This window comes from Mesorhizobium australicum WSM2073 (assembly GCF_000230995.2).
GTDB classification, from domain to species: domain Bacteria; phylum Pseudomonadota; class Alphaproteobacteria; order Rhizobiales; family Rhizobiaceae; genus Mesorhizobium; species Mesorhizobium australicum.
Window position 1 is genome coordinate 4311929 of the sequence record NC_019973.1, and the last position, 24175, is coordinate 4336103.

Genomic DNA, 24175 nt, shown 5'->3' on the forward strand with positions numbered 1-24175 from the left:
TTACGCGTATTTCTTCTGGACTTCCTGGGCGACCGCAGTCGGCACAGGCTCGTAGTGATCGAACTGCATCGTGTAGGCCGCGCGGCCCTGGCTCATCGAGCGCAGGTTGTCGACATACTTGAACATGTTGGCGAGCGGCACCATCGCGTTGATAACCACCGCGACGCCACGTGCTTCCTGGCCCTGGATCTGGCCGCGACGGCCATTCAGGTCACCGATGACGCTGCCGACGTAATCTTCCGGCGTGACGACCTCGACCTTCATGATCGGCTCGAGCAGCTGTACGCCGAGCTTGGGCGCGGCTTCACGGAAGCAGGCACGGCCGGCGATTTCGAAGGCGAGCACCGAGGAGTCGACGTCGTGGTATGCGCCGTCGATGAGCGTCGCCTTGACGCCGATCATCGGGAAGCCCGCGAACGGACCCGACGACATGACGCTGTTGATGCCCTTTTCGACACCCGGGATGTATTCCTTCGGAACCGCACCGCCGACGATCTTGGTATCGAACTCGAACTCGGGGCTTTCCGGGTTCGGCTCGAACAGGATCTTGACGCGGGCGAACTGACCGGTACCGCCGGTCTGCTTCTTGTGCGTGTAGTCCTGCTCGTGCTTGCGGGTGATCGTTTCGCGGTAAGCCACCTGCGGCGCACCGACGTTGGCTTCCACCTTGAACTCGCGGCGCATGCGGTCGACGATGATGTCGAGGTGAAGCTCGCCCATGCCGGAAATGATGGTCTGGCCGGATTCTTCGTCGGTCTTGACGCGGAAGGAGGGATCCTCGGCGGCCAGGCGATGAAGGGCGAGACCCATCTTTTCCTGGTCGTTCTTGGTCTTCGGCTCGATGGCGATCTGGATGACCGGATCGGGGAATTCCATGCGCTCGAGGATGACCGGGTGCAGCGGATCGCTCAGCGTATCGCCGGTGGTGGTGTCCTTGAGGCCGGCCAGGGCGACGATGTCGCCGGCAAAAGCCTCTTCGACGTCGGCGCGCGAGTTCGCATGCATCTGAAGCATGCGGCCAATGCGCTCCTTCTTGCCCTTCACGGTGTTGTCAACCGAGATGCCCTTGGTGAGCTTGCCCGAGTAGATGCGGGCAAAGGTCAACGAACCGACGAACGGGTCGTTCATGATCTTGAAGGCGAGCATCGAAAGCGGCTCGTTGTCGTCGGCGTGACGTTCGATCTCGGCATCGGTCTTGGCATCGACGCCCTTGATGGCCGGAACATCGGCCGGCGACGGCAGGTATTCGACGACGGCGTCGAGCAGCGGCTGCACGCCCTTGTTCTTGAAGGCCGAGCCGCAGAACATCGGATAGAACTTCACCGCGATGGTGCCCTTGCGGATCAGCGCGCGGATCTCGTCATTCGACGGCATCTTGCCTTCGAGGTAATTCTCAAGCGCCGTCTCGTCCATTTCGACGGCGGCTTCGATCATCTTCTCGCGATATTCTTCCGCACGAGCCTGAAGGTCGGCCGGGATCTCGACGACGTCCCAGGCAGCGCCCAGCGTCTCGTCGCGCCAGACCAGTGCATTCATCTCGACCAGGTCGACGACGCCCTTGAATTCGGTCTCGGCGCCGATCGGCAGCTGCATGACGACGGCATGCGCCCCGAGGCGCGAACCGATCATTTCGACCGAGCGGTAGAAGTCGGCGCCGATCTTGTCCATCTTGTTGCAGAAGATCATGCGCGGAACGCGGTACTTGTCCGCCTGGCGCCAGACGGTTTCCGTCTGCGGCTCGACACCGGCATTGGCATCGAGCAGCGCAATGGCGCCGTCAAGCACGCGCAGCGAACGCTCGACTTCGATGGTGAAGTCGACGTGTCCGGGGGTGTCGATGATGTTGAAGCGGTGCATCTTGCCGTCACGAGCCTTCCAGAAGGTCGTGGTCGCGGCGGACGTGATGGTGATGCCGCGCTCCTGCTCCTGCTCCATCCAATCCATGGTGGCAGCGCCGTCGTGCACTTCGCCGATCTTGTGCGACTTGCCCGTGTAATAGAGGACGCGCTCGGTGGTCGTCGTCTTGCCGGCGTCAATATGCGCCATGATACCGAAATTGCGGTAGTCTTCGATTTTGTATTCGCGGGCCATCGTAGCTGCCTCTCAGTCTCGTTCGCGCTTTACCAGCGGTAGTGCGCGAAAGCGCGGTTGGCTTCTGCCATCTTGTGGGTGTCTTCACGCTTCTTCACGGCGGTGCCGCGGTTGTTGGCCGCGTCCATCAGCTCGCCGGAGAGGCGGTCGACCATGGTGGTCTCGTTGCGGTTGCGGGCCGCGGCGATCAGCCAACGGATCGCCAGCGCCTGGCGGCGCTCGGGGCGCACGTCGACCGGAACCTGGTAGGTGGCGCCGCCGACGCGACGCGAACGCACTTCCACATGCGGCGCGACATTGTCGAGCGCCTGATGGAAGACGGTGACCGGCTCCTGCTTGGTCTTCGACTGGACCTGGTCCAGCGCTCCGTAGACGATGGTCTCGGCAACCGACTTCTTGCCGTCATACATGACGGCATTCATGAACTTGGTGACGATCAGATCGCCGAACTTGGGATCCGGGTTGATCTCACGCTTTTCTGCACTGTGACGACGCGACATGGCTTTTGTCTCTCAATCTCGTAGCCCGGCGCATTCAAGCAGCACCAAGGCCGAAAAATCTTACTTCGGACGCCTTACTTCGGACGCTTGGCGCCGTACTTCGAACGGCGCTGCTTGCGGTTCTTCACACCCTGCGTGTCGAGCACGCCGCGGATGATGTGGTAGCGCACGCCCGGAAGATCCTTGACGCGGCCGCCGCGGATCATGACCACGGAGTGCTCCTGAAGGTTGTGACCTTCGCCGGGGATGTAACCGATCACTTCAAAACCATTGGTCAGGCGGATCTTGGCCACCTTGCGCAGCGCCGAGTTCGGCTTCTTCGGCGTCGTTGTATAGACGCGCGTGCAGACGCCCCGCTTCTGCGGGTTCTGCTGCATGGCCGGGACCTTGTTGCGCTTCACCGGCGCAATGCGCGGCTTGCGGATCAGCTGGTTGACGGTAGGCATTAAACCCTCTTGTCTCTCAATTCCGTGTCTCGTGCCGGTCAAGGCTCGCTCAAAGCGTCATTTCCATACGCAAATTCGGGCCACAAACCGCGCCTCGCGGTCTTGCCCGAACAAATCGCAGAGGAAGCGGAAACCGCTTCGTGCACGCCGGAAATGTCTTTTCGCTCGTAAAACGAACCCTGTTTGAGGCAAACTCCAAAGCGTGTCGCTTCGGAAGGGAGAGCCTCACATCGGTTCTGACTGGGCGGCTTCTACTCGTAAGCCCGCGAACCGTCAAGCCCGCAGTGGCAAATATTGCATCGAAGCCGGGACTTGGCAGCCATGCGAAAACCGCATGTAATTTTCTTTCGCGATTTTGCAATGCCGAGGAAGAAAGTGACCGGCTTTTGGCTTTTGCGCGCCCATGCTTCATGCGAAAAGGCGGCCTGAGCATCAACATCCCCTCGCCCGCGCTTGCCAGGAGGAATCAGCCGTGAACGACAATGAAGAACGCCCGGTCACCATCATCACCGGCCGGGTGTGGAAGCGCAAAGGCGGCAAGGTGGAAGGCGTGCATGTCATGCTGGTCGCTCCTGATGACGATTCGGCGGTGCGACGCGCCCTCGAATCGCTGGCGGCGGAAGGCTATGCCGAAGCCGAGCTCGACCAGATCGGCGATATGGACGGGGTGCCCGACGACGAGCCGCATCTGTCGGCCTACCAGGGCGCTCTCGAAGGCGAAGTGTCGATCGTCACCTTCGACGCGCCGATCTGATCATGGCGTGTCATGGGCGCGGTGTCCTTCCTTGCCCTCCTTGCCGTGACGCGATTCGTTCGGATAGCCGGCACGGCCGACGCTTGCCCGTCATGGCCGATCTGCTAAGAGACGCGCAGTCGTCCAAACCCGGCGGAGCCTCATGTCCTCATCCATCTCGCCCATCAGAATCGGCATTGTCGGCGTCGGCAAGATCGTCCGCGACCAACACCTTCCCGCCCTGGCCAAGGATCGGGATTACCAGCTGATCGCGGCGGCCAGCCGGCACGGCAAGGTCGATGGCATTGTGAATTTCCCCGACATCGAGACGATGCTTGGCGTGGTCCCCGAACTCGATGCAGTGTCGCTGTGCATGCCGCCGCAGTTCCGCTATGAAGCCGCGCGCAAGGCGCTCGAGGCTGGAAAGCACGTTTTCCTGGAAAAGCCGCCCGGTGCCACGGTCAGCGAGGTCGAGGACCTGAAGGCGCTCGCGGCGAAACAAGGCGTCTCACTGTTCGCAAGCTGGCATTCGCGCTACGCGCCGGCGGTCGAAGCGGCGCGGATATTCCTCGCTTCGACCAACATCAAATCGGCGGCGATCGTCTGGAAGGAAGATGTACGCCGCTGGCACCCAAACCAGGACTGGATCTGGCAGCCTGGCGGCTTCGGCGTCTTCGATCCCGGCATCAACGCGCTGTCGATCGCAACCTACATCCTGCCGGCCATGTACATCACTTCGGCCGTGCTCGACTTTCCGGTGAACCGTGACGCGCCGATCGCGGCCCAGGTCGCGTTCCGGGCAGCGAACGGATCGGATGTGACGATGGATCTCGACTGGTTGCAGACCGGACCGCAGAGTTGGGACATCCTGGCCGATACGGATGCCGGACAGATGGTGCTCTCGGGTGGCGGCTCGAAGCTCGCCGTCGATGGCAATATCGTACACGAGGAGCCGGAAGCGGAATATCCGATGCTCTACCGGCGCTTCGCCGAAATCGTGCACGCCGAGACGTCAGATGTGGACCTTGCGCCGCTCCAGCACGTTGCCGACGCCTTCATGCTCGGCAAGCGCAACGTGGTCGAGGCGTTTTTCGACTGAGGTCGCCGGGCCGCCTTGGCATCAGTCGACAACCGCAATCGCAAACCCGTCATAGCCCTTGGCGCCCACCGTCTGGATGGCGGTGCCGTCCAGCCGTTTGTCGCCACCGATGAATGAAAATGCCGCGCGGGCGCCCTCGACATTGGCATCGCGTCCATCTTCATCCAGAACGGCACCATCGCGGATGACGTTGTCGCAGACGATGACCGTTCCTGACCGCGACAGCCGCAAGGCGCAGGCCAGATAGTTCGGGTTGTTCGGCTTGTCCGCGTCGATGAAGACGAGATCGAACGGGCCGGCATTCTCGCCGCCCAGTTCTGTGAGCGACTGGAGCGCCGAACCGACACGCAGTTCCACACGGTCCGCAACCCCTGCCCGCTCCAAATTCGAACGCGCGACCTTGGCATGGTGCGGATCGAGTTCGAGTGTCACGACCTTGCCGTCAGCAGGCAATCCCCGCGCCATCCAGATGGTCGAATAGCCACCCAGCGTGCCGATCTCGAGCACCTTCTTCGCGCCGCTGATGCGCACCAGCAGCGAGAGCAGCTTTCCTTGCGCCGCCGAGACGTCGATCGCCGGCAGGCCCTGGCGGCGGTTGGCCGCCAGAACCGCGTCGAGAACGGGATCCGCCTCGAAGAGAGAAGAAACGATGTAGTCATCGACAGCCGTCCAGGTCTTCGTGTTCATCCGCTTTCCTCCGATCGCAAAAATGAAAAAGCCGCCGGGTTGCCCCGACGGCTTCTGTTGCCTGAGATTTTTGCCGCCGCGCCTACTGCGCGGCGGTTGTCATGTCCGCCAGCATCGGCTCGGCGACTTCCACACCGGAGGCCTTGCGGCGCTCGTCGATGATCAGTTCGTCGCGCGAGGTGGCGATGCGCCGGATCTGGCTCATCGTGCCGCCGGTGCCGGCGGGGATCAGCCGGCCGACGATGACGTTTTCCTTCAAGCCCTGCAGCATGTCGGTCTTGCCGGCAACCGCGGCTTCCGTCAGCACCCTGGTCGTCTCCTGGAAGGAGGCGGCCGAGATGAAGGACGGCGTCTGCAGCGACGCCTTGGTGATGCCCAAGAGCACCGGCTGGCCTTCGGCCGGCTTCTTGCCGTCCTCGACCAGGCGCTCGTTGACCTCTTCCAGTTCGATCACGTCGACGTGGTCGCCCGGGATATAGGTCGAGTCGCCCTGCACCGTGATCTCGACCTTCTGCAGCATCTGGCGAACGATCACCTCGATGTGCTTGTCGTTGATCGAGACGCCCTGCAGGCGGTAGACTTCCTGGATCTCGTTGACGAGGTAGGAAGCAAGTGCCTCCACGCCCTTGATCGCCAGGATGTCGTGCGGCGCCGGATTGCCGTCGAGGATGTAGTCGCCCTTCTCGATGACGTCGCCGTCCTGGAGATGGAACGGCTTGCCCTTCGGGATCAGGTACTCGACCGGCTCGAGCGTCGAGTCATGCGGCTCGATGATAATACGGCGCTTGTTCTTATAGTCGCGGCCGAAGCGGATCGTGCCATCGATCTCGGCGATGATGGCGTGATCCTTCGGACGACGTGCCTCGAACAGTTCGGCAACACGCGGCAGACCGCCGGTGATGTCCTTGGTCTTGGCGCTTTCCATCGGGATACGCGCCAGCACGTCGCCGGGGCGAACCTGAGCACCCGGCTCGACCGAGAGAATGGCCTCGACCGAGAGCAGGAAGCGGGCGTCGCCACCCTTCGACAGCTTGCCGACCTTGCCCTTGGTGTCCAGGATGGCAATCGCGGGCTTGAGGTCGTTGCCACGCGGCGTCGAACGCCAGTCGATGACCTCACGCTTGGTGATGCCGGTCGACTCGTCGGCCGTTTCCTGAACGGAAATGCCGTCGACCAGATCCTCATACGACACCTTGCCCTCGATTTCAGTGAGGACAGGACGGGTATAGGGATCCCACTCGGCGATACGCTGACCGCGCTTCACCTTGTCGCCATCGTCCACGAAGATGCGCGAACCATAGGTGACACGGTGCGTGGCGCGCTCCTTGCCGGCTTCGTCGAGGATCAGAACCGCCATGTTGCGGCCCATGACCATCTGCTGGCCGTCCGAGTTGCGCACCACGTTGCGGTTGCGGATCTCGACCTTGCCCTCATAGGAGGCTTCAAGGAACGAGCTATCCACCACCTGCGCCGTACCGCCCATGTGGAAGGTACGCATGGTGAGCTGCGTGCCCGGCTCGCCGATCGACTGCGCCGCGATGACGCCGACGGCTTCGCCCTGGTTGACCGGGGTGCCGCGGGCCAGATCGCGTCCGTAGCAGACCGCGCAGACGCCGATCCTGACTTCGCAGGTCAGGGCCGAGCGGATGCGGACCGACTGCACGCCGGCCTTTTCGATCTGCTCGACGTCACGCTCGTCCATCAGCGTTCCGGCCTTGACCAGAACCTCGCCCGACACCGGATGGGTGATGTCGTCGAGGGATGTACGGCCCAGCACGCGCTGGCCGACCGAAGCAACGACCTGACCGGCATCGACGATCGGCTGCATGGTGAGGCCCTTGTCGGTGCCGCAATCCACGGAGTTGACGATGCAGTCCTGCGCCACGTCGACCAGACGACGGGTGAGGTAACCCGAGTTCGCCGTCTTCAAGGCGGTATCGGCCAGACCCTTGCGGGCGCCGTGGGTCGAGTTGAAGTACTCGAGCACGGTCAGGCCTTCCTTGAAGTTCGAGATGATCGGCGTCTCGATGATTTCACCCGACGGCTTGGCCATCAGGCCGCGCATGCCAGCGAGTTGGCGCATCTGGGTGGGCGAGCCGCGCGCACCGGAGTGCGACATCATGTAGATCGAGTTCATCGGCTTCTGACGGCCGTTGTCCTCGAACTCGACCGCCTTGATGCGGGCCATCATTTCGTCGGCGACCTTTTCCGAGCACTTGGCCCAGGCGTCGACGACCTTATTGTACTTCTCGCCCTGCGTGATCAGGCCGTCATTGTACTGCTGCTCGTACTCCTTGGCCAAAGCCTCGGTGTCCGACACCAGCTTGATCTTGGTGTCCGGGATCAGCATGTCGTCCTTGCCGAACGAAATGCCGGCACGGCAGGCATGGGCAAAGCCGAGCGCCATGATGCGGTCGCAGAAAATGACCGTCTCCTTCTGACCGCAATGGCGGTAGACGGTGTCGATCATCTTGGAGATGTTCTTCTTGGTCATCTCCTGGTTGGCGGTCTCATAGGGCACGTTGACGTTCTTCGGCAGAAGCTCGCCGATGATCATGCGGCCAGGCGTGGTGTCATGGATCTTCGACACGACCTTGCCTTCGGCGTCGACCGTGCGGAAGCGGCCCTTGATCTTGGCATGCAGGGTCACGGCCTTGGTCTCGAGCGCGTGCTGGAGTTCGCCCATGTCGGCAAACACCATGCCTTCGCCCGGCTCGTTCTGGTTGACGATCGAGAGGTAGTAGAGACCCAGGACCATGTCCTGCGACGGCACGATGATCGGCGCGCCGGAAGCCGGGTGCAGGATGTTGTTGGTCGACATCATCAGCACGCGGGCTTCCAACTGCGCTTCCAGCGACAGCGGCACGTGAACGGCCATCTGGTCGCCGTCGAAGTCGGCGTTGAAGGCCGTGCAGACCAGCGGGTGAAGCTGGATCGCCTTGCCTTCGATCAGGATCGGCTCGAACGCCTGGATGCCCAGGCGGTGCAGCGTCGGCGCGCGGTTGAGCAGCACCGGATGCTCGCGGATGACCTCATCGAGGATATCCCAGACTTCCGGACGCTCCTTCTCGACCAGCTTCTTGGCCTGCTTGACGGTCGAGGAGTAACCCTTGGCGTCGAGACGGGCGTAGATGAAGGGCTTGAACAGTTCGAGCGCCATCTTCTTCGGCAGGCCGCACTGGTGCAGCTTGAGCTCCGGACCGGTGACGATGACCGAGCGTCCGGAATAGTCGACGCGCTTGCCGAGCAGGTTCTGACGGAACCGGCCCTGCTTGCCCTTGAGCATGTCGGACAGCGACTTCAGCGGACGCTTGTTGGCGCCGGTGATGACGCGGCCGCGACGGCCGTTGTCGAACAGCGCATCGACGGCTTCCTGCAGCATGCGCTTTTCATTGCGCACGATGATGCCCGGCGCCCGCAGCTCGATCAGCCGCTTCAGGCGGTTGTTGCGGTTGATGACGCGGCGGTAGAGATCGTTCAGATCGGACGTCGCGAAACGACCGCCGTCCAGCGGGACGAGCGGGCGCAGGTCCGGCGGGATCACCGGAACCACCTTCATGATCATCCATTCCGGACGGTTGCCGGATTCCATGAAGTTCTCGACGACCTTGAGCCGCTTCAGATACTTTTTCTGCTTCAGCTCGGACGTGGTCGATGCCAGTTCCGAACGCAGGTCGCCGGCGATCTTCTCCAGGTCCATGCCGGCCAGAAGGTCATGAATGGCCTCGGCGCCGATCATGGCGGTGAAACTATCCTCGCCATATTCGTCGACGGCGATCATGTACTCTTCCTCGCTGAGCAGCTGGTGCTCCTTCAGCGCGGTGAGGCCAGGCTCGGTGACGATGTAGTTCTCGAAGTAGAGGACGCGCTCGATGTCCTTCAGCGTCATGTCGAGCAGCGTGCCTATGCGCGAGGGCAGCGACTTCAGGAACCAGATGTGAGCGACGGGAGCCGCCAGCTCGATATGGCCCATGCGCTCGCGGCGGACGCGCGACAGCGTGACTTCGACGCCGCACTTCTCGCAGATCACGCCCTTGTACTTCATGCGCTTGTACTTGCCGCACAGGCATTCATAGTCCTTGATCGGGCCAAAAATGCGCGCGCAGAACAGACCGTCACGCTCCGGCTTGAAGGTGCGGTAGTTGATGGTCTCCGGCTTCTTGATCTCGCCGAACGACCAGGACAGAATCTTCTCAGGGCTGGCAAGCGAAATCCGGATGGAATCGAACACCTGCGCAGGCGCCTGCGGATTGAAGAGATTCATGACCTCTTGGTTCATGCCGTTCTCCTTTTCGGGGTCCTCGAAAACCCCTTGCATCTAACGCGGGCCGAATGCCCGCTGAGTGGTCGGCCCACCGGCCGAAGAATTGGTGCATCCGGTCGCGAGAGCCCTCTCCCGCGCCCGGATGTCTTGTTTACTCGGCCGCGCCCCTATTCGGCAGCATCGGGCAGCCGGATCGGGTTGTCGTCGAGCTTGGTGTTCTCGAGCTCGACATTGAGGCCGAGAGACCGCATTTCCTTGACGAGCACGTTGAAGCTCTCGGGAATGCCTGCCTCGAACGTGTCGTCGCCACGCACGATCGCCTCGTAGACCTTGGTGCGGCCGGCGACGTCGTCCGACTTCACCGTCAGCATTTCCTGCAGCGTGTAAGCGGCGCCGTAGGCTTCCAGTGCCCAGACCTCCATCTCGCCGAAGCGCTGGCCGCCGAACTGCGCCTTGCCGCCCAGCGGCTGCTGGGTGACGAGCGAGTACGGACCGATCGAACGCGCGTGGATCTTGTCGTCCACGAGGTGGTGAAGCTTGAGCATGTAGATATAGCCCATCGTCACCTTGCGATCGAACGGCTCGCCGGTGCGTCCGTCATAGAGCTGCGACTGACCGCTGGTGTGCAGGCCCGCCTGCTCCAGCATGATGTTGATGTCAGCCTCATGCGCGCCGTCGAACACCGGGGTCGCGATGGAGACGCCGCGGCGCATCTGCTCGCTCAGGCGAACGATGCTCTCGTCGTCATATTCGCGAACCGGCTCGTTGCGGTCGTTGGCCGGCATGAAGCTCTCGAGCGTCTTGCGCAGCGGCTTGATGTCGCCGGCTGTCTTGTACGCATCGATAAGCTCGCCGATCTTCCTGCCCATGCCAGCGCAGGCCCAGCCCAGATGCGTTTCCAGGATCTGGCCGACATTCATGCGGCTCGGCACACCCAGCGGGTTGAGCACGATATCGGCATGCGTGCCGTCCTCGAGGAAAGGCATGTCCTCGACCGGAACGATACGCGACACGACACCCTTGTTGCCGTGACGGCCGGCCATCTTGTCGCCGGGCTGCATCTTGCGCTTCACCGCCACGAAGACCTTGACCATCTTCATGACGCCCGGAGGCATTTCGTCGCCGCGCTGCACCTTCTCGACCTTGTCCATGAAGCGCTGTTCGAGCGCCTTCTTGGAATCGTCGTACTGGCCACGCAGGGCTTCCAGTTCGCTCTGGAGCTTTTCGTTCTCCACCGCAAACTGCCACCACTGCGAACGCGGATACTCGTCGAGCGTGTCCTTGGACAGCGTCGAGCCCTTCTTGAAGCCCTTCGGTCCAGCGATCGCTTCCTTGCCGACGAGAACGTCGGAAAGACGCGCATAGACGTTACGGTCCAGAATGGCCTGCTCGTCGTCGCGATCCTTGGCGAGGCGTTCGATCTCCTCGCGCTCGATCGCCATGGCGCGCTCGTCCTTCTCCACACCGTGGCGATTGAACACGCGCACCTCGACGACGGTGCCGAAAGTGCCCGGAGGCATGCGCATCGAAGTGTCGCGCACGTCGGAAGCCTTTTCGCCGAAGATGGCGCGCAGAAGCTTCTCTTCCGGCGTCATCGGGCTCTCGCCCTTCGGCGTGATCTTGCCGACCAGGATGTCGCCCGGCTGCACTTCCGCACCGATATAGACGATGCCGGCTTCGTCGAGGTTCTTCAGCGCTTCTTCCGAGACGTTTGGAATATCGCGCGTGATTTCCTCCGGACCGAGCTTGGTATCGCGCGCCATGACCTCGAACTCCTCGATGTGGATCGAGGTGAAGACGTCGTCGGCCACGATACGCTCGGAGAGCAGGATCGAGTCCTCGTAGTTGTAGCCGTTCCACGGCATGAACGCGACCAGCACGTTGCGGCCGAGCGCCAGATCACCAAGCTCGGTCGACGGACCGTCGGCGATGATGTCGCCCTTGTTGACCCGGTCACCCATGCGCACCAGCGGACGCTGGTTGATGCAGGTGTTCTGGTTCGAGCGCTGGAACTTCATCAGCCGGTAGATGTCGACGCCGGACTTGCCCGGATCGAGATCCTCGGTGGCGCGGATAACGATACGCGTCGCGTCCACCTGGTCGACGATGCCGCCACGACGCGCGCCGATGGCGGCGCCCGAGTCACGGGCGACGATCGGCTCCATGCCGGTGCCGACGAACGGCGCCTCGGCGCGCACCAGCGGCACGGCCTGGCGCTGCATGTTCGAGCCCATCAGAGCGCGGTTGGCGTCGTCGTTCTCGAGGAACGGGATGAGCGCCGCGGCAACAGACACCATCTGCTTGGGCGACACGTCCATCAGGTCGACGTTTTCGCGCGGCGCCATCATCACTTCGCCGGCGCTGCGGCAAATGACGAACTCGTCGACGAAGCCGCCATTCTTGTCGAGCTCGGCGTTGGCCTGCGCGACATGGTGCTTGGCCTCTTCCATCGCCGAGAGATAGACGACGTCATTGGTCAGCTTGCCGTCAACGATCTTGCGGTACGGGCTTTCGATGAAGCCGTACTTGTTGACGCGCGCGAAGGTCGCCAGCGAGTTGATCAGACCGATATTCGGGCCTTCCGGCGTCTCGATCGGGCAGATACGGCCGTAATGCGTCGGGTGCACGTCGCGCACTTCGAAGCCGGCACGCTCGCGGGTCAGACCGCCCGGCCCAAGCGCCGAGAGACGACGCTTGTGGGTGATCTCCGACAGCGGGTTGGTCTGGTCCATGAACTGCGACAGCTGTGAGGAACCGAAGAACTCGCGCACGGCGGCGGCCGCCGGCTTGGCGTTGATCAGGTCCTGCGGCATGACCGTGTCGATCTCGATCGAGGACATGCGTTCCTTGATCGCGCGCTCCATGCGCAGCAGGCCGACGCGGTACTGGTTCTCCATCAGCTCGCCGACCGAACGCACACGGCGGTTGCCGAGATTGTCGATGTCGTCGATCTCGCCCTTGCCGTCACGCAGTTCGACCAGCGTCCTGACCACGGCCAGGATGTCGTCCTTGCGCAGCACGCGCACGGTGTCCTCGGCCTTGAGCTCGAGGCGCATGTTCATCTTGACGCGGCCGACGGCGGACAGGTCGTAGCGCTCGCTGTCGAAGAACAGCGAGTTGAACATGGCTTCGGCGGTCTCGAGCGTCGGCGGCTCGCCCGGGCGCATGACACGGTAGATGTCGAACAGCGCGTCCTGGCGGCTCTCGTTCTTGTCGACGGCGAGCGTGTTGCGGATATAGGCGCCGACATTGACATGGTCGATGTCGAGGACCTGGATCTCCTGCTCGCCGGTGCCGAGCAGCACCTTGAGCGTCTTGTCGTCGATCTCGTCGCCGGCCTCGAGGAAAATTTCGCCGGTGGCGTAGTTGACGATGTCCTCGGCCAGGTAGTTGCCGAGCAGATCCTCGTCGGTCGCCTTAATCGCCTTGAGACCCTTTTCGCCGAGCTGGCGTGCCTGGCGAGCGGTGATCTTCTTGCCCGCCTCGACGACGATCTCGCCGGTGTCGGCATCGACCAGGTCGCCGACGGCCTTGAGGCCGCGGAAACGCTCGACGTTGAAGGGAATGCGCCAATGGTCGCCGGCGCGCTTGTAGGTGATCTTATTGTAGAAGGTCGACAGGATCTCCTCGCCGTCCATGCCAAGCGCCATCAGCAGCGACGTCACCGGAATCTTGCGGCGACGGTCGATGCGGGCGTGCACGACGTCCTTGGAATCGAACTCGATGTCGAGCCACGAGCCACGATAGGGGATCACACGGGCGGCAAACAGAAGCTTGCCCGACGAGTGCGACTTGCCCTTGTCGTGGTCGAAGAAGACGCCCGGCGAGCGGTGCATCTGCGAGACGATGACGCGCTCGGTGCCGTTGACGATAAAGGTGCCGTTCAAGGTCATGAGCGGCATGTCGCCCATGTAGACGTCCTGCTCCTTGATGTCCTTGATCGACTTGGCACCGGTATCCTCGTCGATATCGAACACGATGAGGCGCAGCGTCACCTTCAGCGGCGCGGCATAGGTCAGGTCGCGCTGACGGCATTCGTCAACGTCGAATTTCGGTCCTTCGAACTCGTACTTCACGAACTCCAGCATGGAGGAGCCGGAAAAATCGGAGATCGGGAAGACCGACTTGAAAACAGCCTGCAGTCCTTCGTCGGGACGCCCGCCCTTGGGCTCGTCCACCATCAGGAACTGGTCATAGGATGCCTTCTGAACCTCGATAAGGTTCGGCATCTCCGCAACTTCCGGGATCTTCCCGAAGAACTTGCGTACGCGTCTGCGGCCATTGAAAGTCTGGGTCTGGGCCATCGTCGCTCCTTAGCTCTAAACTCGGGACGAACCTCGCCGCGGTTCGTCTTGCATACTGAGCCACCTGGGCGGCGGCTCTCTGTCTGTTCTCCGGCCGCCTCTCCAATTGCTTGGCGGTTACCGGCTAAAACGGGAGAAAACCCGTTTCCTGAAGGCCGGTTTACGGCCCTCAGGAAAGAGGTTTTCGTACATCTCGCGTCACGCAGCCTCCCCTGATCACCCAAGGGAGTGGCGGACGGCGCGAGGCCGCCCGCCGCTTTTACGCTTACTTCAGGTCGACCTTGGCGCCGGCTGCTTCCAGCTGGGCCTTGAACTTGTCAGCGTCGGCCTTGGAAACGCCTTCCTTGACCGGCTTCGGAGCCGCTTCGACCAGGTCCTTGGCTTCCTTGAGGCCAAGACCGGTGATGGCGCGGACTTCCTTGATGACGTTGATCTTCTGAGCGCCGGCCTCGGTGAGAACGACGTCGAATTCCGTCTTTTCCTCGACCGGGGCAGCAGCAGCGGCAGCACCGCCAGCAGCGGCAACCGCCACCGGAGCAGCAGCCGAAACGCCCCACTTTTCTTCCAGAAGCTTCGACAGCTCAGCCGCCTCGAGGACGGTCAGCTTCGAAAGGTCGTCTACGATCTTTGCCAGATCAGCCATTGTTGTGTTCCTTCGTTAGGTTCGAACGTGTGTTTTTGATAGCGAGGAACGGCCTCATGCCGCCTCGTCCTTCCGGGCGTAAGCGCCGATGACGCGCGCGACCGAGGCCGCTGGCGCATTGACGATCTGGGCGATCCGGGTTGCCGGCGTGGCGATCATGCCAACCAGCCTGGCGCGCAGCTCATCGAGCGACGGAAGTGTGGCGAGTGCCTTCACACCGTCGGCGTTGAGCGAGGTGGTGCCCATTGCGCCGCCGAGAATGACGAGCTTGTCATTCCCCTTGGCGAAATCGGACGCGACCTTCGGCGCCGCAATCGGATCCTCCGAATACGCGATCAGCGTCTGTCCCTTGAACAGCTCGATGATCGATGCGGAGTCCGTGCCCTGAAGAGCGATTTTGGCGAGACGGTTCTTCGCGACTTTAACGGTGCCACCGGCAGCGCGCATCTTCGACCGAAGGTCGTTCATTTGCGCGACGGTGATACCGGCATAGTGGGCCACGACGACTGAACCCGCGCCCGAAAACGCATCATTCAGGCCCGTGACGAGTTCGCGTTTTTCCGCTCTGTCCACTGCCTATCTCCAGTTGACCCCAGTCCTGCCAATGGGAACATTCCCATTTCGAGGACAGGCGTCGGGTTGCCTTTTGCCGGCCGGGCCATCCAGTAACGGATCTCCCGAACGACGCTCGAGGATCCTGCCCCCTTTCGCCACATCGACGGCAAAGCCGGCGATGCGCAGACAAAAGGCAAACACGGTTCGAACCTTTCATTGGAGCTTGTTGCTCCGTTGTCCGGTTTTCACCCGTCTCATGCAGGCCCACATGAATTAAGGCCCTCCTCTTGAATCAAGGTTCGGGCCGCCCGCAATCTCGGACAGGATGTCCGGAAGCCTTCCGGCTTCCGGTACCGGGCCCAGGATAAATCCAAGGCCCGGAATTCAGTCACGGATCAGCCTTCGAAAGGCCAACCCAAATCCAATCAGGACGCGGCGAGCGTCGAGACGTCGAGCTTGAGGCCCGGGCCCATCGTCGAGGTGACGGACACCTTCTTGACGTAGTTGCCCTTGGCGCCAGCCGGCTTTGCCTTGGTCACCGCATCGGCGAAGGCACGGACGTTCTCTTCCAGCGCCTTAACGTCGAAAGAGACCTTGCCGACACCGGCATGAACGATGCCGGCCTTCTCGACACGGAACTCGACCGCGCCGCCCTTCGAAGCCTTGACGGCCGCGGCGACATCGGTGGTGACGGTGCCGACCTTCGGGTTCGGCATCATGCCGCGCGGGCCGAGCACCTTACCGAGACGGCCGACGAGCGGCATCATGTCCGGCGTGGCGATGCAGCGATCGAAATCGATCGTGCCCTTCTGGACGATGCCGACCAGATCCTCGGCACCGACGATGTCGGCACCGGCGGCCTTGGCCTCTTCGGCCTTGTCGCCACGGGCGAACACGGCGACACGGACCGAGCGGCCGGTGCCGTTTGGCAGGTTGACCACGCCGCGAACCATCTGGTCGGCATGACGCGGGTCGACGCCGAGGTTCATGGCCACTTCGATGGTCTCGTCGAACTTGACCGAGGAACGATCCTTGAGCAGCTTCAGCGCATCACCGAGCGCATAAGCCTTGTTGGGATCGATGCCTTCACGGGTCTTCGATACACGCTTTGCAATCTTTGCCATGATCTTAGCCCACCACTTCCAGACCCATCGAGCGGGCGGAGCCCTCGACCATGCGCATGGCCGCTTCGACGTCGTTCGCGTTCAGATCCTTCATCTTGGCGGTCGCGATTTCGCGAACCTTGTCGCGCGAAACCGTGCCAGCCTTGACCTTGCCCGGCTCCTTCGAGCCCGACTTCAGGTTCGCGGCCTTCTTCAGGAAGTAGCTCACCGGGGGCGTCTTCATGACGAAGGTGAACGACTTGTCCTGGTAATAGGTGATGACGACCGGAACCGGCGATCCCTTTTCCATTTCCTGGGTCTGCGCGTTGAACGCCTTGCAGAACTCCATGATGTTGATGCCGCGCTGACCAAGTGCCGGGCCGATCGGGGGAGACGGCGTGGCCGATCCCGCGGAGACCTGGAGCTTGAGCTGGCCTGCAATTTTCTTAGCCATCTCTTTTCCTGCCTTTGTCTATGCCGGCTCCACGATCTGGGAAACACCGGCGGTTGCAGTCTGGTGGTGCGGTTCTTGCGGCCGGCTAAAGCCGCCTTCGCCTCCCACCGTTCTCAAGCCGCGCGTTGCCGCGCCGCCTCCCCTGATCGCCGGACCGGCATCAGGGATTTCGGATCAGCCCTTTTCGACCTGTCCGAATTCCAGATCGACGGGCACGGCGCGCCCGAAGATCGAAACTTCCACCTTGAGCCGCGCCCGCTCCTCGTCCACTTCCTGGACGAAACCGTTGAACGACGCGAAGGGACCATCCGAAACGCGGATCGCCTCGCCGATCTCGAAAGTGACCGAGGGCTTCGGCCGCTCGACGCCTTCCTGTACCTGGTTCAGGATGCGCTGGGCTTCGGCCTCGGTGATCGGCACCGGCTTGGAGTCGCCGAGAAAACCTGTGACTTTCGGCGTGTTCTTGACCAGCGAGAACACGGCGTCGGTCAAGTTGGCCTTCAAGAGCACGTAGCCCGGGAAGAACTTGCGCTCAGCGTCGACCTTGCGGCCGCGACGAACCTCGACGACCTTTTCGGTCGGCACCACGATCTGCTCGATATCGGCGGACAGGCCCTTCTGCTTGGCCTTGTTCTCGATGTCCTCGGCGACCTTCTTCTCGAAGTTCGAATAGGCGTGGACGATGTACCAGCGCGTAGCCATTTTTTCGACTTCTCCTAATCGCCGGACTTAGCGTCCAATGCCCAGAATCTGCTCGACCGCGAGGCCCATGAGCTGATCGGCGGTGAAGAAGAAAATCATCGCAATCACAGCAAAGGCCAGGACCATGACCGTCGAGATCATCGTCTCGCGGCGCGACGGCCAAGTCACCTTGGCTGTCTCCGCGCGCACCTGCTGGAGAAAGACGAAAGGATTTGTGGTTTTCGAAGCCATATGCCGCCTGTCTTCAAGACCCGTTGGCCGGGTCCCCTGGATGATCCCGCTGGCCGGGACGTGCCGCCTGAGCCCAATCTCGCGCCGAATCAGCGCAATCATTTCGCCCATGCAAATCAGACGCGTAAAGCCGGCTTCCCAGCTCCACGCGTCGCGTGTCTGTTTCGTCTACATAAAACCGATTCTTGATCCACGCAAGTGGCAAGTGCCCGCTTTATGACCAAACGCCGCCTCGGAACCATCCAGTCGTTCCGTCCCGGCTATGGCGCCCTTATGCCCCAATCAGGCTAATATGGCAAGCGGCTCGCCGATTTTCAAAGGCTGGCCGCGAAATATCGTTTTGATGCCATCTTAGGAAATGGCACGGGCAGCAGGGCTCGAACCTACGACCTGCGGTTTTGGAGACCGCCGCTCTACCAACTGAGCTATGCCCGTACACGCGCGCTTCGGCGCAGGCGCTTCCTAAAAGCTTCCGCGCGCTCTGTAAAGAGCGGTTTGCAGGCAAACGTGCTTAACCCCTGCGCCAGAAATCGAGATGGTCGGCGACCAGCCCCTCGGCATCGATCTCCAGCTCCCGCCTGAAGTGGCTGGCGCGCGATTCATAGAGGTATCGCCGGCAGCCGAAGCTATTTTGCGTCCGGCACCCGATACGGACCGCCAGGCACGCCCCAGCCCCAGGCCGGCATCGGTTCGGTCTCGGGATCGCAGGTCTCGCCGAGATTGGAATTCATCTTGGCCAGCCGCGATCCCCATTCGACGTAGCCCATGAAGGCTGAACGGAATTCCGGATCGTCCGGCAGACCGACCTCATCCGCCGCGTCGGCGAGAAGATTGATCCAGCGGCGGCGCTGCTCCTCGCTCAAATGCTTGCCCAGATGATGCATGACCATTTCGCGGTGGCCGCCAAAGGTTTCGCTGTAGGTTTTCGGTCCGCCGAAGACCTCGCCGATGAAGGCCGCGACATGGGCGGGGTGGTCCGGCGACATGTGCTTGAACACCGGGCCAACGACCGGATCTCGTGCCACCTTGTCGTAGAAGGTTTGCGTCAGCCGGTTCAGCGCCTCGCTGCCTCCGGCCCATTCGTAGAGTGTCGGAACGTCCTGGCTCATTCTCGATCCTTCGCCGGCCCCGCCGCCGCGACGATAGCGGAAATCGGATATGGCTCAACCTGCCTCGATGGGCAGTTCCCCTGACATCACCGTGCTCTACAGCCTGGCGGGCGCGTCGGCCTGTGCATTGGCGGCTGGCAGGCCCAGGCAATTGTCGGGCTTGGCAACAGCCTTGCAAATCGTGGAGCCGGTCAGCGCGTCGACCGATTGCGGTCCCGTTGTCAGTCCAAGCTTGAGCATGGTGTCTGGGTCAAGTTGCCCCTCGGTCGAGCGTCGTTCGATTGTTGCGAACAGAGCGGGACTGATCGCCATCTCGTCGAGGTAGGCCTTGACCACCAGCTTCTGTCCCATCGGATACAGGCTGAGCCGCGCCCGGGGACCGACAAGCCGTCTGGCACCGCCGGCGACCACTAACGCACAGGCGGAATCACACTCCACCCCCGCATCGATGCTCAATCCGGCATAGGCTCCTTCCGTAGCCAGGCAGTTCCACGCGTCGGGGTCACAGTCGACGAAATCGGTGCGGGCAACGGCGATGTCGAGCTTTCTTTCATGGATAAGCCGCCCCATTGCGAGAGCGCTGGGCAGGTCGCCTCCGCGTGAGCTGATGACGACAGGCAGCCGTCGATCGCCAAGCGTGGCCAGCAACTGCCGCAGCTTCCGCGGCGCCTGGTTCGTGATCGCGCCTTCGGCCGATATCCATTCCGGACAATCGGGATCGCACAGCGGATTGCTGCCGCGAACGACGACAAACCGCATGTCCCCGCCGGCCTTCGCGGTGTCCGGTTGAACGGCAGCCATGGGCCTGGCTGCGGCCAATGGCGTCGTCTTGCTTGCGGGTCCAGCTATTTGCCGGCAGTTCGTGGCCGGCTGGGCCAGGCCGCAGAGGCTTGCCGTGGTCAACAGATCCACTGCGTCCCGGCTGGTGACCAACTTCATCCTCACCATGTCGTCGAGGGGAATCTGACGAATCTCACTGGCCGGCGTGGCCTTCATGATTTCCAGTACGCCGTCTGCTATCCCCATTTCCTTCAGGTACGCCGAAAGCGTCTTCTCGACGGTCCTGCTCATTTCGTAGGTTTTGTAGCTGCCAGCGTTTTTGCGGCTGACCACCTTGGTGCTGATGATCTTCTTCCTGCCGTTCACGATCCGGTACGTGGTCCGGTAGAGCAGCTTCTCCCGCTGGTATGTGGTGGTGATCTGGTGGACGCCGAGATAGCCGAAATCTCCGACGAAGCGGCGAACACCGCCGGAAAACATTAGCGGACAGGCCGAATTGCACATGGCTCCGTCGTCATAGGCCGTACCGAAATAATCGGCACTTTTGCCCTTGTTGTCCCCGCAGTTTTTTGTTTCCGGTTGGCAATCGGAAAAAACCGTCACGCCGACGGCGATATCGAGCTTGTTCTTGCGGATCATACGGCCGAGTGCCAACGCGGCCTCGACGTTACCGCCGGGCGAATTGACGACGACCGGCAATTGCCTTCCCTTGAGCGCCTTGAGCGTGCGCTTGAAGAGAGACGGCGTGCCCGCGTCGATGGTGCCGTCCGCCGATATCCATTCAGGACAGTTGGGTTCGCATCCCGGAGCGTTGCTGCGCACGACGACGAAGCGCATGGGCGGGATGTCGAGAGGCCCATCCTCCGCTCGCGCTGTCAAAACGGGCAGAGCCATGGCGACGGCGAGGCAAACCAGTGCCCATAACCGCCATGCCTTCCCATCGAAACGGTGCCTTGGAACCACGGTCGGCAAAGCTCCCCTCAGCGCAACCTATACTAGTTGCAGCCATGGCGCTTGCAACAGCTTTGAAACAAACGCGCAATGCTTGCGTTGCGAGGCGTCTGAAACGAAAAAAGGCGGCCCGAAGACCGCCCTTTCGTTTTCGAGACCGGCAGCAGCCGGATCGATTACTCTTTGATGGTGACGACGATGCCGGCACCGACGGTGCGGCCGCCTTCACGGATGGCGAAGCGCAGCTTCTCTTCCATGGCGATCGGCACGATCAGCTCGACATCGACCGTGATGTTGTCGCCGGGCATCACCATCTCGGTGCCTTCCGGCAGCGACACGATGCCGGTCACGTCGGTCGTGCGGAAGTAGAACTGCGGACGGTAGTTGGTGAAGAACGGCGTATGACGGCCACCTTCGTCCTTGGTCAGGATGTAGGCTTCGGCCACGAACTTCTTGTGCGGCTTCACCGTGCCCGGCTTGGCCAGAACCTGGCCGCGCTCGACACCCTCACGATCAACGCCGCGCAACAGCGCGCCGATGTTGTCGCCAGCCTGGCCCTGGTCGAGCAGCTTGCGGAACATTTCGACGCCCGTGCAGGTCGTCTTGGTCGTCGGACGGATGCCGATGATCTCCAGTTCCTCGCCGACCTTGACCACGCCGCGCTCGACGCGGCCGGTGACGACCGTGCCGCGGCCCGAGATCGAGAACACGTCCTCGATCGGCATCAGGAACGGCTTGTCCAGCGGACGAACCGGCGTCGGGATGTAGGCGTCGACCGCAGCCATCAGCTCGCGGATCGCGTCCTCGCCGATCTTCTTGTCCGAATCTTCCAGAGCGGCAAGCGCCGAACCCTTGACGATCGGAATGTCGTCGCCGGGGAATTCGTTCTTCGACAGCAGTTCGCGAACCTCGAGCTCGACCAGTTCGAGCAGCTCGGCGTCGTCGACCTGGTCGACCTTGTTCAGGAACACAACGATCGACGGCACGCCGACCTGACGGGCAAGCAGGATATGCTCGCGGGTCTGCGGCATCGGGCCGTCGGCGGCCGACACGACCAGGATCGCGCCGTCCATCTGCGCGGCACCGGTAATCATGTTCTTCACATAGTCGGCGTGGCCGGGGCAGTCGACGTGGGCATAGTGGCGGTTGGCGGTCTCGTATTCGACGTGAGCCGTCGAGATCGTGATGCCGCGCGCCTTCTCTTCAGGCGCCGCATCGATCTGGTCGTAGCGCTTGTATTCGCCAAAATACTTGGTGATCGCCGCCGTCAGCGACGTCTTGCCATGGTCGACGTGACCAATCGTGCCGATGTTCACATGAGGCTTGGTGCGCTCGAATTTACCTTTTGCCATAGTCTCTTTCCTTGGACGGCCTGGACCTTCAGTTCAGTCGAATGCGGGGCGATTAGCGATAAAGGCCAAAAAACACAAGCGTCTTTTGCCCGGGCGCCATCTCACTCGGCCAGAACCCATGATCCGATTGCGGGGATGTGGCGCTGATATGGGGATCCGTCGTTGAAAATGGAATGGGCGAAAACCGAGGGAGCAAAGCGAGGATTGCTCGGGTCTCCACGTCAGTCGCTGTCGGATTTATCGGCGGTTCATGGCCCATTGCGGCAGCGATCCGCGTCTGATCTCCTGCGCCGATGCATTTCATCCCGACTGCCGTTCGCGGCCCGCTGTTCATGATCGTCTCGACCGGGTCGTATCTGGTCAACGACACGATGATGAAGCTCGCCACGTCGGGGTTGCCCTCCTACGAAGTGCTCTTCCTGCGTGGTGCCGCGGCAACGCTGTGGGGCCTTCCGCTGTTGTTTGCGCTCGGCTACGGCAAGCAGATCCCGCTGATCTTCGACAGGCGGGTGCTGCGCAGGAACCTCCTCGAACTGGCGGCGATCCTCTGTTACGTCGTCGCGCTCGCCAACATGCAGATCGCCGATTCCACCGCGTTGGGGCAGATCACGCCGCTGCTGATGCTGGTCGGCTCCTCGATCCTGTTTGGCGAGCGTATCGGCGGCCAACGCATGGCGCTGATCGGGCTGGGCTTCATCGGCGCGCTGATGGTGGCGCAGCCCACCATGCAAGGCATTTCGATCTATGCCTTGCTGGCGCTCGGCAACGCGACGTTCGCCGCCGCGCGCGATCTGGCCGGCCGCAAGATCGCCGCCGAAGTGCCAGGAATGATCGTGGCGATCTCGGCGGTCGTCGTGGTCCTGATCGGCGCAGGCGCCGCGCACCTGGTTTCCGAGCGCTGGGTGGCGCCGGAGGCGCACCACCTGATGCTGATGGCGGGAGCCGGTTTCTTCCTGATCTTCGGCCACTTCTTCATCTTCATGGCCTATCGCGTCGGGCCGACCGGCGCGGTGGCGCCGTTCTATTACTGCTTCACGGTCTGGGCCGTCATTTCGGGGCTGCTGGTGTTCGGGCAATTCCCCAATGCACTGGCGGTCTGCGGCATCCTGCTGGTTGTCGCCAGCGGGCTGACCATCGTGTCGCTGGACCAGCGCAAGCGTCGGCTGGCCGTGGTCGCCTGATCCGCGGCGGCGCACCGGCATAATAGCTTCCGACACCGTGAGCGCGGTCAGCACCGACGGCGGATCATCGCAATTCAGAATTCGGCAGCCGATAATCCGCCGATCGCGTCTAGATGGTCCGCTTGCCAGCGAACTGATGATAGGCCCACAACACCACGACGGCACCCACGACGGCGACGATCAGGCTATAGATGTTGAGGCCGGTCACACCCGAAGCACCGAAGGCGCTGAAGATCAGCCCGCCGACAATGGCGCCGACAATGCCGAGCACGATATCCATGATCATGCCCTGACCGGTCTTGTTGACGATCTTACTGCCAATGAACCCGGCAATGACGCCGAGAATGATCCAGCTGATGATACCCATTTTTTCCTCTCCATTCCTCCGCCAACCGGACATTTTCATATGATTGTCAAAAGCTCAAGCCAGCTTGAAATTCCCCCCGAATGCGCCATTGTTGAAGACGGGCTGGGCTTGGTTGAAATGGAGGATCCACTATGGGACTTTTTGACAACGCCGTTCCCGGCGGCAATATCACCAAACCGCTGATGATCGCGCTCGGTGCGCTGCTGGTTGGGAAGATGCTGAGCGGCAGAAGCGCCGAACAGCCGGACCAGGCTCAGGCGCCGGCGCCCGCCGATCCCACGCCTGTCGGAACCGCGTCCGGTGACGGTGGGCTGCTCGGCGGACTGGGCGGGCTGCTCGACAAGCTCAAGAACGCCGGCCATGGCAATGTCGCCGACTCCTGGGTCGGCACCGGGCAGAACCAGTCAATCGGGGCCAATGAGTTGGGCAACGCGATCGGACCGCAGGTCATTCGCGAGATCGCCCAAAGGACGGGGCTCGACGAGCAGGAGCTGCTCAAGCAGCTATCGGCCGCCTTGCCCGGCATCGTCGACAAGCTGACCCCGAACGGCCAGGTACCGCAACAGCACCAGGTCGCCTCCGCCTTCAACAGCTGACGCGGCGCCCACCAATGCCTGAAGCGC

General features: G+C 62.2%; 20 protein-coding genes and 1 tRNA gene. 4 read left to right on the plus strand and 17 right to left on the minus strand.

Annotation, left to right across the window (positions count from 1 at the left end; genetic code table 11):
• From fusA to rpsL, 3 genes are all read right to left on the minus strand, one after another.
• Positions 1 to 2091, minus strand: coding sequence for an elongation factor G (gene fusA / locus MESAU_RS20735; protein ID WP_015317987.1), 2091 nt, complete (start codon positions 2089 to 2091; stop codon positions 1 to 3).
• 29 nt (positions 2092 to 2120) lie between these two features.
• Entirely contained in the window at positions 2121 to 2591 is a 471-nt protein-coding gene (gene rpsG / locus MESAU_RS20740; protein ID WP_008875664.1) for a 30S ribosomal protein S7, read from the minus strand.
• A gap of 74 nt (positions 2592 to 2665) precedes the next feature.
• Positions 2666 to 3037: a 30S ribosomal protein S12 gene (gene rpsL, locus MESAU_RS20745; RefSeq protein WP_006333356.1), complete on the minus strand. Its 372-nt coding sequence runs from the start codon at positions 3035 to 3037 to the stop codon at positions 2666 to 2668.
• A gap of 472 nt (positions 3038 to 3509) precedes the next feature.
• On the opposite strand from rpsL, the gene MESAU_RS20750 reads away from it, so the two are divergent.
• Positions 3510 to 3791: a hypothetical protein gene (locus MESAU_RS20750; protein ID WP_015317988.1), complete on the plus strand. Its 282-nt coding sequence runs from the start codon at positions 3510 to 3512 to the stop codon at positions 3789 to 3791.
• Between the two features lie 154 nt (positions 3792 to 3945).
• Positions 3946 to 4869: a Gfo/Idh/MocA family protein gene (locus MESAU_RS20755; protein WP_041163842.1), complete on the plus strand. Its 924-nt coding sequence runs from the start codon at positions 3946 to 3948 to the stop codon at positions 4867 to 4869.
• 21 nt (positions 4870 to 4890) lie between these two features.
• Here MESAU_RS20755 and MESAU_RS20760 read toward each other — a convergent pair whose 3' ends face one another.
• The 13 genes from MESAU_RS20760 to tuf all read right to left on the minus strand — a co-directional run bounded on the left by MESAU_RS20760 (position 4891) and on the right by tuf (position 22004).
• Positions 4891 to 5556 carry an O-methyltransferase gene (locus MESAU_RS20760; RefSeq protein WP_015317990.1) on the minus strand — a complete coding sequence of 222 codons (666 nt, stop codon included), beginning with the start codon at positions 5554 to 5556 and terminating at the stop codon, positions 4891 to 4893.
• Positions 5557 to 5638: 82 nt separating this feature from the next.
• Positions 5639 to 9835 (minus strand): DNA-directed RNA polymerase subunit beta', encoded by a 4197-nt coding sequence (gene rpoC / locus MESAU_RS20765; protein ID WP_015317991.1) that lies wholly within the window; start codon positions 9833 to 9835, stop codon positions 5639 to 5641.
• A 152-nt stretch (positions 9836 to 9987) separates the two neighbouring features.
• Positions 9988 to 14124: a DNA-directed RNA polymerase subunit beta gene (rpoB, locus tag MESAU_RS20770; RefSeq protein ID WP_015317992.1), complete on the minus strand. Its 4137-nt coding sequence runs from the start codon at positions 14122 to 14124 to the stop codon at positions 9988 to 9990.
• Positions 14125 to 14389: 265 nt separating this feature from the next.
• Positions 14390 to 14767 carry a 50S ribosomal protein L7/L12 gene (gene rplL, locus MESAU_RS20775; RefSeq protein WP_015317993.1) on the minus strand — a complete coding sequence of 126 codons (378 nt, stop codon included), beginning with the start codon at positions 14765 to 14767 and terminating at the stop codon, positions 14390 to 14392.
• A 54-nt stretch (positions 14768 to 14821) separates the two neighbouring features.
• A complete protein-coding gene (rplJ, locus tag MESAU_RS20780; RefSeq protein ID WP_015317994.1) occupies positions 14822 to 15340 on the minus strand; it encodes a 50S ribosomal protein L10 in 519 nt (172 codons plus the stop codon).
• A gap of 407 nt (positions 15341 to 15747) precedes the next feature.
• Positions 15748 to 16446, minus strand: a complete 699-nt coding sequence (rplA, locus tag MESAU_RS20785; protein ID WP_015317995.1) for a 50S ribosomal protein L1 — start codon at positions 16444 to 16446, stop codon at positions 15748 to 15750.
• Between the two features lie 4 nt (positions 16447 to 16450).
• Entirely contained in the window at positions 16451 to 16879 is a 429-nt protein-coding gene (rplK, locus tag MESAU_RS20790) for a 50S ribosomal protein L11 (protein ID WP_010909262.1), read from the minus strand.
• 174 nt (positions 16880 to 17053) lie between these two features.
• Positions 17054 to 17581 (minus strand): transcription termination/antitermination protein NusG, encoded by a 528-nt coding sequence (gene nusG, locus MESAU_RS20795; protein ID WP_015317996.1) that lies wholly within the window; start codon positions 17579 to 17581, stop codon positions 17054 to 17056.
• 27 nt (positions 17582 to 17608) lie between these two features.
• Entirely contained in the window at positions 17609 to 17812 is a 204-nt protein-coding gene (gene secE / locus MESAU_RS20800) for a preprotein translocase subunit SecE (RefSeq protein WP_013531408.1), read from the minus strand.
• Between the two features lie 359 nt (positions 17813 to 18171).
• Positions 18172 to 18247: transfer RNA gene (locus MESAU_RS20805), tRNA-Trp, on the minus strand.
• A 191-nt stretch (positions 18248 to 18438) separates the two neighbouring features.
• Positions 18439 to 18921: a group II truncated hemoglobin gene (locus MESAU_RS20810; protein WP_015317997.1), complete on the minus strand. Its 483-nt coding sequence runs from the start codon at positions 18919 to 18921 to the stop codon at positions 18439 to 18441.
• 96 nt (positions 18922 to 19017) lie between these two features.
• Entirely contained in the window at positions 19018 to 20538 is a 1521-nt protein-coding gene (locus tag MESAU_RS20815) for a COG3904 family protein (protein WP_263495494.1), read from the minus strand.
• Positions 20539 to 20828: 290 nt separating this feature from the next.
• Positions 20829 to 22004 (minus strand): elongation factor Tu, encoded by a 1176-nt coding sequence (gene tuf, locus MESAU_RS20820; protein WP_015317986.1) that lies wholly within the window; start codon positions 22002 to 22004, stop codon positions 20829 to 20831.
• Positions 22005 to 22297: 293 nt separating this feature from the next.
• Between tuf and MESAU_RS20825 the strand changes: the two genes are divergently transcribed.
• On the plus strand, positions 22298 to 23185 hold the full coding sequence (locus MESAU_RS20825; protein ID WP_015317999.1) for a DMT family transporter: 888 nt from the start codon (positions 22298 to 22300) through the stop codon (positions 23183 to 23185).
• A gap of 109 nt (positions 23186 to 23294) precedes the next feature.
• Here the strand turns inward: MESAU_RS20825 and MESAU_RS20830 are convergent, their stop codons facing one another.
• Positions 23295 to 23552 (minus strand): GlsB/YeaQ/YmgE family stress response membrane protein, encoded by a 258-nt coding sequence (locus tag MESAU_RS20830; RefSeq protein ID WP_015318000.1) that lies wholly within the window; start codon positions 23550 to 23552, stop codon positions 23295 to 23297.
• Between the two features lie 131 nt (positions 23553 to 23683).
• Between MESAU_RS20830 and MESAU_RS20835 the strand changes: the two genes are divergently transcribed.
• The gene (locus MESAU_RS20835; RefSeq protein WP_015318001.1) at positions 23684 to 24148 is read left to right on the plus strand and encodes a YidB family protein; all 465 of its coding nucleotides are present in this window, start codon (positions 23684 to 23686) and stop codon (positions 24146 to 24148) included.
• Positions 24149 to 24175 lie beyond the last annotated feature (27 nt).